Genomic DNA, 12,572 nt, shown 5'->3' on the forward strand with positions numbered 1-12,572 from the left:
CACCATTATAACGGCTGAGTTCGGCTCTCTAGCCACTCCCGCGCCGCCCCGTCAACCAAGGGGCTGATGCGATCATGCACTTCTGCGTGGTAAGCGTTGAGCCAAGCGATTTCATCCTCCCGCATCAGGCTCCTGTCGATGCAGCGCGTGTCGATAGGGCATAGCGTGAGCGTTTCGAACCGCATGAAATGACCAAAGTCGGTCTTTGGCTCCGCTACGCAAAGCAGCAGATTTTCGATCCGCACACCCCATTGACCGGGTCGGTAAATGCCCGGTTCGTTGGAGGTGATCATGCCGTCGCGCATGGCGCTATGGGGCGTCGGCTGGCCATAAAAGGAAATGGACTGCGGGCCCTCATGCACATTGAGGAAATACCCAACGCCATGTCCGGTGCCGTGGCCATAGTCGATACCTGCCTCCCAGATCGGCGCGCGAGCGATGGCATCAAGCATCTGGGCGGCAATACCCTCGGGAAACCGTGCGCGAGACAAGGCGATCATGCCCTTGAGCACACGCGTGTAATCGCGCTTCTGCTCGGCATTGGGCGTGCCGATAGGAACAACCCGAGTGATATCGGTAGTTCCGCCCAGGTATTGCCCACCGGAGTCGATCAGCAGCAGACCGTCGCCTTCAATCACCGAGTGAGCAGCCTCCGTAGCATGATAATGAGGCAATGCCCCTCCGGCGTTGTAGCCGGCAATGGTGGAAAAGCTCAAGGACACGAAGTTTGGCCGCCGGGTACGAGCCTCTGTCAGCCATTCGTCCACGGTCAACTCGGTAACGCGCTCGCCAGCGGCCAGCGCCGCCTCGAACCTCGCGAAAAATTCGCACAGCGCCGCGCCGTCCTGAGCCATCGCCTCGCAAATATGCTGCACTTCTTCGACGGTCTTGCATGACTTGAACAGGGTCGATGGGTTAATCGCCTCGATACGCTTGATACTGGCAGGTGCCGCTTCGGCCAGGCCAAAGGTTACTCGTGCAGGATCGACCAGCAGTGCGGCATTGTCTGGTAGAGCCGCCAAAGCAGCTGCCGCCTCTTCATAAGGAGCCAGCGTAACGCCATCGGCCTTCAAGAGGTCTTCAAGCTCGGCAGGAACCTTGCCGGTGCCGACGAAAAGCTGGGCCTGATCCGTCCCGATCAACACATGCGCCAAGAAAACCGGGTTATAGGATACGTCGGCACCACGTAGGTTCAGCAGCCAGGCGATATCGTCCAGGCTCGAAAGAAAATGCCAGTCGGCTCCCTGCTCAACCATGGCCTCCCGTACTCGGGCTAACTTGTCGCGACGGGCAACCGGGGCGTAAGGCGCCTTGTGCTCGTAGACAGCTGCCTGAGGCAGCGCCGGGCGGTTTGGCCAGATTGCATCCAGCGGGTCGAGATCCGTGCGTAGAGTGATCCTCTTTGCAGTAAAAGCCTTTTGCAGAGCAGCGGCCGTACCAAGGGACAGGACTGCCCCGTCAACCACCACAGTACCACCGGCTGGCACGTGTTGAGCCAGCCAGTCGATATGGGCCTGCATGCCACCGGCCACCAGCTTCATCAGGGCAACGCCAGAGTCCTTGAGCTCGGCCTCCGCCTGCTCCCAATAACGGCTGTCCGTCCAGACGCCGGCAAACGCCAGCGTAACAATCAAGGTGCCGGCCGAGCCGGTGAAGCCGGACAACCACTGTCTCCCCTGCCACCGCTCCGGCAGATACTCCGACAGATGCGGATCAGCGGAAGGAATCAGGCAGGCATCGATGCCTTCTTCCTGCATCAGGCGGCGTAATGCGGCCAGGCGGTCGGGAATCGAAACGAGATCGTGAAGGGACATGAACACTCCAGTGGGCAACGAGGCATTAGTACAGTGTGCCCATAAATACCCCAGATACAAAAAAGCCGCATCAATGGATGCGGCTCAAGTTAGAAAAACCAAAGGAGCAGTAAGGTTTTTCCCTAAGTGGCCAACCGGACGCGACACTTTGCCTGGGCCCGATTGAACCAGTCAGATCAGTGCTGAGCTGTAGAGGCGATGTGCTGTTGATTAGCCTGATGAGCACGCTCCATAGCCGCATAATTCTGCTCGACAAGCTTGTACCGCTGGCTGTCGGTATCTTCAGCAAAGCTGGTTTGAGTAAAGGCCAGAGCGGAAAGGCTAAGAGCGACGGCAGTAACGAAACGAATCATGGCGAACTCCTGTGGAGCAAATAATGAACTACATCCACAGGATATCCCGTAATAATGATTGAAAAATACCGCTTAAGTAGATAGAGAATTACGAATAGCGTAATTATTATCTAACAATGAAAATCCCTATATAGCCCAATAGGAGCGTACGGTAACAACGTCATCATCCTGCGCTAGTCGCTTGGGTAACTCTTCTTTCAAGATGTCGACCCAAGCCTTAATTTTTGCATCGAGAAACCGTCGCGACGGATACAGCGCGTAAACGCTACGCTCACGCAACCGGTATTCCGGCAGGACACGAACCAGGCTACCCTCGCGTAGCGACGGCGCCGCGATAAAACTGGGCAACAGGCAAAGCCCCAATCCAGCCTTGGCCGTATTGGCCAGTGCCTCACCTACGTTTATCTGAAAAACCATTTGTGGCGTGATAGCAACATCACCGCTTTCAGTGGCAAAGACCCACTCTTCAGGAAAGCTGGGGTCTAGCAACCGCAGACATGTGTGCTGTTCGAGGTCCCGTGGATGATGCGGCGTACCGCGCTGGGCTAGATAGTCCGGCGCCGCACAGACAACGCTGTAGGTACTGCCCAGCCGCTGGGCTACCAGTTCGGAGTCAGGCAACTGCCTATCCATGGTGATAGCAACGTCGTAGCCCTCCTCAATCAGGTCCGGCTTATTCTGGGACAGGGTAAAGTCCAGCGTCACGTCAGGGTAACGCTGTGCATAAAGAGCGGCCAGAGGCGCCAAGTGCTCTGTTCCAAGCCCGGTGAAAGAATGTACGCGTAAGCGCCCAGACGGCTTGAGGTGAGCACCGCTGGCCTCGGCTTCGGCTTCGGCTACCGAGTCGAGAATACGACGGCAACGCTCCAGGTACCGCTCGCCGGCCTCGGTCAACGCCAGGCGCCGCGTGGTGCGATGCAGTAACCGCGCCTGAAGATGCCCTTCTAATTCAGACACCACGCGCGAAACCTGCGCCGTGGATAAGTCCAGCGCCGAGGCGGCCGCCGTAAAGCTTCCTGTATCCACGACACGGGTAAAAATCCGCATGCCTTGCAACGTATCCATATTGTTGCTCGCTCCGTAATGCTGTTTCGCTTAGCAGCCTATTTATTTCTTGATATTACAGACTTATTCTGACTCCTGTGAGTTGCAGCACTGCTGTCGAATCTTTCTTTCATTAGCCCTGATGAATGTCGGCACTGGTTACTCCCTCCCGACCTGCTGTAACTCCGGAGATAGCTCCTTATGGCATGCCTAACCGCCTATTCCCTCCGAGGCGGTTCGGCTGCCGTTTTTTCCCTTGGTGTCCCATCATTCTTAGTGCTCCGTACGCGATGGCTCGTGGATGCGATACCACGCGACATACAAGGCCGGCAGGAATAGCAGAGTCAGTAACGTGGCGGCAACAATCCCACCGATCATGGCATAAGCCATCGGCCCCCAGAAGACCTCGCGGGCGATAGGGATCATGCCCAGGCTTGCCGCAGCCGCCGTCAATAGAATGGGGCGCCGCCGATGATTAGTAGCCTCGATCACTGCATCCCACGGATGGCGGCCATCCTGCTCAAACTCTTCGATTTGAGTGATCAGAATCACCGAGTTGCGAATAATAATGCCGATCAGTGCAAGCACGCCCAGAATGGCCACAAAACCAAGCGGCGTGCCGGTTGGCACCAGAGCCAATACCACGCCGATCAACCCCAGGGGCGCCACGCTGACGACCAGAAACATCTTTTGCACGCTATGCAGCTGGATCATCAGGAACGTGGCCATTAAGAACAGCATCAGCGGCACTACACTAGCAATTGGCCCCTGGGCCTTGCTGCTCTCCTCTACCGTTCCACCGGTTTCGATCCGATAGTTCACGGGTAGTTGCCGGCTGAACTCATCGACCGAAGGCTTGAGGGCTTTTACTAGATCAGGCGCTTGGATTTCTCCTGAAATAGTGGCCTTAAGTGTGATTGTTGGCTGCCGGTCCCGCCGCCAGACGATAGGCTGTTCAAGCTCATATCCCACGGTTGCAAAGGCTTTGAGCGGAATCGACGTCCCGCTGGGCGTGGCGATCTGTAGATTTTCCACGGTTTCGATGGAGTTACGCTCAGCATCCTCCGAACGGCCGACCACGTTGACCAGGTAAATATGATCACGCACCTGAGTGATAGGCGTTCCGCTGAGTACGCCGTTCATGATCTGCGCGACATCCTGCGAGGACAACCCGAGCTGCCGCGCCCGGTCCTGGTTGATATCAACGCGGAGTACACGACCCGGCTCGTTCCAGTCATAAAGAATGTCGCTGATATGCGGGTCGCGACTGATTACACTGGCCAAGGCCTGGGCCTGGCGGCGCACTCCGGCAATATCCGGCCCACTCATCCGATACTGGATCGGGCGGCCTACGGGCGGGCCCATCTCCAGGGGCTGCACATAGCCGTCAAGCCCGACGAAATGCTCCTTCAGGCGCTGGTTGAGCTTTGGAATCAACCGCTCCCGAGCTTCAAGACTCTGACTAACAATCACGATCTGCCCGTAGAACGGCTGGTTAAGCTGCTGGTCCAAGGGCAGGTAGAAGCGTACCGCGCCCTGCCCAACGTACGAACTCCAGCGCAGAATATCCGGATCGCTCTTGAGCGTTGCCTCGAATCGATCCATCTGCGCCTTGGTTTCGAGAATCGAACTGTTTTGCGGCAGGTTAAAGTCCACCAGTATTTCTGGTCGGTCCGAGGAAGGAAAAAACTGGTTCTGCACATAGCGCATGGAAAACATTGCCGCGGCGAACATCAACACAGTCGCGGCAATGGTCAGCCAGCGATGACGCATGGCCCATATCAGGGCATGTTGAGCCCCCCGGGCCATGCGTCCCGGCCCTTTCTCCTGCTTATGCGCCAGGCTTTTCGGCAGCAGATGTACGCCCATTACCGGAGAGAACAGCACGGCCACAATCCATGACAGCAGCAGCGCGACAGCGATAACGGCAAATAACGTGAAGGTGTACTGTCCAGCGGTACTTTTGTTGAGGCCGATGGGAACGAATCCAGCCACGGTTACCAGGGTTCCGGTGAGCATGGGAAACGCCGTATGTTCATAGGCATAAACAGCTGATTTATGCAGCGAGTCACCCTGTTCGAGACGATTCACCATCATTTCGACCGTGATCATCGCATCGTCTACTAAAAGGCCCAGCGCAATGATCAGCGCACCGAGTGAAACCCGCTGCATGGTAATGCCGCTGTACTCCATGAACAGGAACACCATGGCAAGCACCAAGGGGATCGAACAGGCTACAACCAGCCCGGCGCGCAGTCCGAGGCTGATGAAACTCACCACCAGTACAATGATCACCGCCTCGAACAAGGCATGGGTAAAGCTGCTGGAGGCTTTTTCTACTACCTCGGCCTGGTTGGAGACCTGATGCACACCCACCCCAATGGGTAGCTCGTGCGTAACCTGCTCCATGCGCTCGGCCAGCGCCGAGCCGAATGTTTGCACATTACCGCCCTTGCGCATGGCGATAGCCAAGCCAATCGCTGGCTCGCCTTTGTAACGGAATAACGTGGCAGGTGGGTCCGCATAATCGCGATGGATGGTAGCAAGATCGGCCAGCCGATAGAACCGGTCGTTGATCCGCAAATTGACAGCTTCAAGATCCTGCTCAGACGTGAACTGCCCGGACGTGCGTACGGAAATACGCTCGGGCCCGGCCTCGATCACGCCAGAAGGTGTCACGGTGTTTTGCGCTTGCAAGCTCTGCATGATCTGGCGCTGGTCGATTCCTAGCGCGGCCAGCTTGCGGGTCGAGAAATCAAGGTAGATCACTTCATCCTGCGCCCCGAGCAGCTCAACTTTGCCCAGACCTGGCACCGAGTGGATATCCAGGCGCACCCGTTCTACGTAATCGCGCAGCTGACGATACGACAGCCCATCACCTGTAAAGGCATAAATGCTGCCAAATACATCGCCGAATTCATCATTGAACGCCGGCCCCTGAATGCCCTGAGGAAACTGGCCTCGGATATCAGAGATTTTCTTACGCACCTGATACCAGATCGCCGGGATTTCCTTGTCTGGCGTGGTATCCAATAGATAGACGAAAACCGTACTCAGGCCAGGCCGGGTAAAGCTCTTGGTGTATTGCAGGGCATCCAGCTCCTCGAGCTTTTTCTCGATACGGTCGGTGACCTGATCTAGCGTCTCCTGAGTGGTAGCACCCGGCCATTGGGTCTGGATAACCATCGTCTTGATGGTAAAAGTCGGATCTTCTTCGCGGCCCAGCTTGAAGTAGGAATACGTTCCCATCAGCAGCGCAACAAACATCAAGTACCAGACAAAGGACTGATGGCGCAGCGCCCAGTCAGAGAGATTGAAACCTTTCATTGGCGCTGTCCCGCATCCATTTTAACGTTCTGTCCGGGCGTCAGGCTGTGCACGCCCGCTGTCACGACCCGTTCTCCAGCCTGTAAACCCTCGCCTATCGTGACTCGCCCTTCACCACGCGCCAGCACCTGAACCTCACGCAGCGAAACAGTCTGGCTTGCCGGGTCTATGATCCAGACCTGGCTTTTGCCGTCTCGCTCAAACAATGCACTGCTTGGCAGCTCGCTCCGCTGCTGAGGGGTGTCTGCCGTCAGACTTACCGAAACCAGCGAGCCCAGGCGGAACACCGCCGGTGGGTCGTTCAGCGTCAACCGCGCCCGGCGCGTACGGGTCAGGGCATCGGCCTGCGGTGCCAGCTCACGGAGCATACCGGTCGCTGACACGCCAGGATCGAGCTGAGAGGTCACGGTAAAGGTCGCCCTGGCTGGAATATGCTCGGCCAGCCCAGCAGGTAGATCTACCATGGCCTCACGAATATCCGGTCGCGCTATCCTCACAACTGCCTGCCCGGCGGCAACAACCTGGCCGACTTCTGCTTGCCAGGCGGTGATAATGCCCTCGAATTCAGTGTGCAGCTGGCTATAGGACAGCTGATCGCGAGCAGCACGTGCGGCGGCTTCCGCCTGGTCAAGCGCGGCCTGCGCCAGATGCAGCTGCGCCATGACTTGATCCAGTTGAGACTGCGAGCCGACCCCCTTGGCAAATAGCATCTGTTGCCGCTGGGCATTGGCCTGTGCCTCGCGCCATTGCGCCTGCGCACGGGCCAGATCACCCTCACGGCTGCGTAGCGCATTTTGCTGGTCTGTCGGATCCAGCGCTGCAAGCAGTGCGCCCTGGGCAACCAGATCGCCGACATCTGCCATGCGCTGGGCGATGCGCCCGCCTACCCGAAAGCTCAAGGTGGACTCATAGCGAGCCTGAATGCTACCCGTAAAGGTACCCAATGCCTGCGTGCTTTCGGGTTTAACCATTACCCAGAGAACAGGCCGTACGGGTGGCGGAGCCGCCTCGTCCTCCTTGGAGCAGCCAGTCAGCAACAGGACCAGCACCAATATCCATCCCTGATACGTCATGGTGCCACTCCCTGCTCTGACACGGGATCAATCGCGGCAGGCTGTAATGGTGGCGCCTGTTCAGCCGTCTGGACAATGTTCACTGTCAAACCGGGATACAAGAGTTGCCCGCCAGCCGTCACCACCCGATCACCCGGGGATAACCCCTGGTCAATGATGACCTGCCCGGTTACATGGCGGGCAATCTGTACCGGCTGCAAGGACACGGTGTTATCCGCCTCCACCCGCCACACAGCCGGTGCGTCTACAGTGCCGTTGAGAGCGGTCCAAGGCAGCACGACCCTTTGCCGTTCCGGCAGCGCCAGGGAGGCCGTGATGGCCGAACCCAGCGTCATTGCAGCCGGTACGGTATCCAGCTGAACCTTTACCCGCACGGTACCGCTCTGCTCGGAAATAGCCGGCGAAACCTCACGAACATGCCCGGTGGTACGCACATGCGGATCGTTCAGCAGGGCAATCCTAATCACCTGATCGCGGGAACCCTGATTCAGGAGAGATTCTTGAACATGAAAAACCGCGTCACGATCCCCCTCCTGAGCCAAGGTAAAAATAGGCATCGAAGCCTGAACCACTTGGCCGACCTCAGCCAGCCGCTCTGTAATCACACCATCGGCCGACGCGACCAGGCTGGCGTAACTGAGTTGCTTATGAGCATCGTCCCGTTGCGCTCTGGCCGTGGCCAGCGCACTGTTTGCACTGCTCATCGCGGCGAGCGCCTGATCGTACTGGCTCTGAGTAGTGTAACCCTTGGGCAATAAGGTGCGCTGGCGCTCGAACTCGACTTGAGCCAACCGGGCACGAGACCTCATGGCAAATACCTGAGCCTCGGCAGCAGCTACCTGATTGCGCTGATCCTGCGGATCAAGGCGTGCCAACACCTGATTACGGGTCACATGATCGCCAACATCAACCAACCGTTCGCTGATTTTTCCGCTGATTCGAAACGCCTGAGCCGTCTGCACCCGGGCCTGGATGTCACCGCTCAGCGTTGCAGTCGACGGCACCTCTTCCAGCGCGACACGCTGTACCTTGACGCGGGGATGTTCAGATGCAGGCGGCGACTCACCCGAGCAGCCATATAGCGTTCCTGCCAGGAAACCAAGCAGAGCAAGCGCAGCCATAAACCGGATAGGTTCCTGGCCCCGTGAACGAGCGAATAAGCCCATAAGTCTCCATTGCGATCATGACCGACCCTTGTTCGGTACCCGCTTACGCTGGATTACGTACTGACGATACGGCCTTGACGGCAACACAAACATCTTGCCCAGGCAGAGCCCATCAGCGCTACCTGCACACCCAGCCACTGCCTTGTGTTTTGCTGGCCTGCCCGATGGCGACCCTCAGGCTTCGTATCACGTCAGCGTGCAAACGCGTAAACAGGTTTCAAGAGAACCCTCACTACAGGCTATCCCTATACCGTCATACGCAGTCGTTGAAATTATAGGCAACTGACTTTACGGCCCCGCCGTCGTTCCGGCAATTGAACAGACAGGAATAAAGGCCTGGTTTCACCGGACGCCACAGTACAGCGAAAACAGAAATTTCCTATGGGCAAACAGAAGGAGAAAGGAGAAAGGAGAAGACTGTCATTGGAGCCGCCTACTATCAAGCGGCTCCCCGACAGGTCATACCGGCTACGGGGTCACGTAGCCAAACGCACGGCGCTTTAGAAGCGCATAGCGCTTAACGCCAGAACGGCTTGTGCAACTCTTCGTAACGCTGGGCTTCACTGATACCGGCATCAGCCAGCATGCGAGCATCCAGACGGGCCAGCTCATTACGGCTGGCAACGCGGCGTTGCCAAGTGGCCAGAGTAGCCAGAGCGCGCAGGAACAGCGGAGCACGGGCGCTGGAAGAGGTAGAGGAGACAAACGAATCGGAACTTAACGTGCGTTCCATGGTGGTTTCCTTCCTGCTTTTGACAGGTAGCTAAGTAATTTGGTACGCACATTGTCGTGTTACCGAAGTGCTACCGCTAGAAACAGAAGGAGAAAATTGTATAGGTTCAGAAGGCAAAAAGAGAAAACTGTTATGGTCCAATATGGGTCAATCTGTAGCTAATCGCACCGTTTCGGTTCGTTTTAGTTGTTACCTATGGAAACGACATCCATATTTGCATGACAATTTTGCGTGTTAACACCGAGAGATTCAACTGTTTTACCCGGTGCCTACAGAAATGTCTAGTTCTTTACCAGCTTACGAGAGGAAAAAGCACTAAGACGGTGCATGGCCATTTCTTGAATCCATAAAACAAACAGGTGGAACTGACCATTACAGTTTTACCTGTAACGGTCTCTTAATGAGCCACCTTGAGCACATCTCTGATCACTTTCCTAGCATTACCAAATTGCATGCCTTGCACGGGCCACGGCCAAGCCATATCACTGGCGAAATCGCGCCATGTAAACGGTAGCGAGGAGAAATTCGATCTTAAGGTGTGGCGCCCAAGGCGCTTGGAAAAAGACAAGAGGGAGCGGAGCCCCAATGGCATAGGCGCCATCGGGGCTGTAACAGATTAACGGACCTGCGGAGCCGTCATCATCAGGCCATCCTTGCGGCGGCTGTTTGCGCCCACCCAAGACCCGATAGCAACCACAATCAGCGCTAGCAGACCGGTCGACAAGACCTCCATGCGGTGCGCTTCACTCATCAGCATGATAACCAGTGCTGCTACGATGAACACAATCACCAGCCAAGTCAGCCAGGGATACAACCACATACGGCAGGCGATCGGCTCACCACGTGCGTTTAGCAGGCGGCGCATGCGCAGCTGCGAGACAGCGATGACCAGATAAACCAGCAACGCCACGGCGCCGGACGTAGCCAACAGGAAACTGAACACGGCCTCCGGCATGATGTAATTGGCAATCGTAGTTACAAAGCCGATTGCCGTGCTGGCCAGCACAGCGGCACGGGGCACGCCACTGGCTGCCGTACGCCCGAAGGCAGCCGGCGCATCACCGCGCCGACTTAAAGAGAACAGCATGCGCGAAGCGGTATAAAGCGCGGAATTCAAGCAGCTGGCTACCGCGACCAACACTACAATATCGACGATTAATTTGGCGTGGGGAATCGCCAATACCTCCAGGGCCCGCTGATAAGAACCAACGATCGGAAGCTGAGCGTCCTGCCAGGGCACAATGGACACGACTAGGAAGATCGACACCAGATAAAACAGGGCAATCCGCCAGATGACGGAGTTAGTGGCCTTGCCAATCTGTTTGGCTGGGTCCTTGGACTCCGCAGCGGCAATGGTCACGATTTCAGTTCCCATAAAGCTGAACATGGTGGTCAGCAAGGCACCAATGACTGCACTGAATCCATTGGGCATGAAACCGCCATGAGCGGCCATCAATGTTCCCAGCCCACTGACTTCACGGCCCGGCAACGCTCCAACCATGGCTACGGCACCTAGAATAATAAAGGCCAGGATAGCGATGACCTTGAGCAGGGCGAACCAGAATTCGAACTCCCCATATTTCGCCACGCTAAACAGGTTGGTCACGGTCAACAGCGCCGTGATCACCAACGCGAACTGCCAGGTCGCGATGGCTGGAAGCCAGGCGTTGAGAATGGCACCGGCCGCCACCGCTTCCAAGGGAATGACCAATACCCAGAACCACCAGTACAGCCACCCGATAGTAAAACCGGCCCAGCGACCGATGGCCTGATGAGCATAGGAAGAAAACGAACCGGTATCTGGCGAGGCAACAGCCATCTCGCCGAGCATACGCATGACCAGAACAACCAGCGTGCCCGCTAGCAGATAGGCCAAGAGCACTGCAGGACCGGCGGCCGCAATGGCATGACCGGAACCGACAAACAACCCCGCACCAATAACGCCTGCAATGGAAAGCATAGTGACATGGCGAGGTTTAAGTGCAGGAGAAAGGGACGTGCCCCCTTGGGACATGGGGGTCGAGTTTTTTGTCATAAGAATTCCTGTCGCTGTGCTGAAAGGAGTGAACGCATAGGACGCTAACAAAAATTGATCGCAACAGCAGAGCTTTATGTCGTTTAAAGCCAATTTTTGCCGTTTTTTGACATGCAAAGAGTCATAAAGAGACTAAGAGGTCATTTATTTACAGGGAAGACGGCGCCATAGCCGGGCTATGTGACCGCCAATTAAAATTCGTTTGCGTATCGTATGGAGGCTCGCCTGTGAATATCTCTACTAGCGTCTCCCCTCTGACAGACCACCTTGTGAATAGCTTGTACAAGGATGGCTTTGTGCTCCTGCGCCGCGTGATCGACGCCGACCGCATCACTCAGCTCCGTAACGCTATCGATCAGTTGAGGCCGGTGCACTGGGACTACACGGGACTTGTTGATCATTACAAATGTGTGTTCAACCGTGATCCCTCCTGGCTTCCCTATCTGGACTTGCCAGGGGTTATCGAACTCGCCGAAGCCGCCATGGGAAGCGATTGCCACCTCATCGGCCAGACGGCCTGGCGCTGCCATCCCGGCTTTATTGGCGCAGACCTGCATGTGGATTACCTGGCCATGGAGCTTCCGCCAAGTCTACTGGCCGACCCGACCTTTGAGCTGCCCGTACAGATTGCCACGGCACAGCTTTACCTCGACGAAATCACTGAGGATCTTTGCCCAACCCTTGTAATCCCTGGAAGCCATCGTTCAGGACGCAAGCCTCGGGAAAATGAAACCCATTGGCAAGGTGAGGCGCCGCAACCGGTGCTTTGCCAACCGGGGGATGTCCTCTTTCTGCGCAGTGAGCTGTGGCATGCGGGCAGCCGTAACCGAACACCGGATCGCACGCGGTATATGCTGCAAATGCATTATGGACGCAGGATGGTGGCGCAAAAATTTTCACCCTATCTTGAGTGGCGTTTCAACCCAGCGGTTTTGGCAGCCTGTACACCTCGCCAGCGGCGCCTGCTGGGTGATCATGAGCCAGCGGAATACGATTAAACCTGGCTCACGTTTTTAGCGTATCGCCA

General features: G+C 56.7%; 9 protein-coding genes. 1 reads left to right on the forward strand and 8 read right to left on the reverse strand.

The window, feature by feature from the left end:
- Positions 1-5: 5 nt before the first annotated feature.
- From IQ22_RS02800 to gabP, 8 genes are all read right to left on the reverse strand, one after another.
- Positions 6-1,814, reverse strand: coding sequence for an aminopeptidase P family protein (locus tag IQ22_RS02800; RefSeq protein WP_145137785.1), 1,809 nt, complete (start codon positions 1,812-1,814; stop codon positions 6-8).
- 176 nt (positions 1,815-1,990) lie between these two features.
- Positions 1,991-2,167, reverse strand: coding sequence for a hypothetical protein (locus tag IQ22_RS23315; RefSeq protein ID WP_167654150.1), 177 nt, complete (start codon positions 2,165-2,167; stop codon positions 1,991-1,993).
- A 126-nt stretch (positions 2,168-2,293) separates the two neighbouring features.
- Positions 2,294-3,232 carry a LysR family transcriptional regulator gene (locus IQ22_RS02805; RefSeq protein WP_145137788.1) on the reverse strand — a complete coding sequence of 313 codons (939 nt, stop codon included), beginning with the start codon at positions 3,230-3,232 and terminating at the stop codon, positions 2,294-2,296.
- A 252-nt stretch (positions 3,233-3,484) separates the two neighbouring features.
- The gene (locus IQ22_RS02810) at positions 3,485-6,538 is read right to left on the reverse strand and encodes an efflux RND transporter permease subunit (RefSeq protein WP_145137791.1); all 3,054 of its coding nucleotides are present in this window, start codon (positions 6,536-6,538) and stop codon (positions 3,485-3,487) included.
- Positions 6,535-7,611, reverse strand: coding sequence for an efflux RND transporter periplasmic adaptor subunit (locus tag IQ22_RS02815; protein WP_145137794.1), 1,077 nt, complete (start codon positions 7,609-7,611; stop codon positions 6,535-6,537). Before IQ22_RS02815 ends, IQ22_RS02810 begins: the two co-directional genes overlap by 4 nt.
- Entirely contained in the window at positions 7,608-8,732 is a 1,125-nt protein-coding gene (locus IQ22_RS02820) for an efflux RND transporter periplasmic adaptor subunit (protein ID WP_145137797.1), read from the reverse strand. Before IQ22_RS02820 ends, IQ22_RS02815 begins: the two co-directional genes overlap by 4 nt.
- Positions 8,733-9,294: 562 nt before the next feature.
- Positions 9,295-9,510 carry a DUF1127 domain-containing protein gene (locus IQ22_RS02825; RefSeq protein ID WP_145137801.1) on the reverse strand — a complete coding sequence of 72 codons (216 nt, stop codon included), beginning with the start codon at positions 9,508-9,510 and terminating at the stop codon, positions 9,295-9,297.
- 616 nt (positions 9,511-10,126) lie between these two features.
- Complete coding sequence (gene gabP, locus IQ22_RS02830) at positions 10,127-11,545, reverse strand: GABA permease (protein WP_145137804.1); 1,419 nt, start codon at positions 11,543-11,545, stop codon at positions 10,127-10,129.
- Between the two features lie 227 nt (positions 11,546-11,772).
- On the opposite strand from gabP, the gene IQ22_RS02835 reads away from it, so the two are divergent.
- Positions 11,773-12,543 carry a phytanoyl-CoA dioxygenase family protein gene (locus tag IQ22_RS02835; protein WP_145137806.1) on the forward strand — a complete coding sequence of 257 codons (771 nt, stop codon included), beginning with the start codon at positions 11,773-11,775 and terminating at the stop codon, positions 12,541-12,543.
- Positions 12,544-12,572 lie beyond the last annotated feature (29 nt).

Source organism: Pseudomonas duriflava, from assembly GCF_007830155.1.
Lineage (GTDB): Bacteria > Pseudomonadota > Gammaproteobacteria > Pseudomonadales > Pseudomonadaceae > Chryseomonas > Chryseomonas duriflava.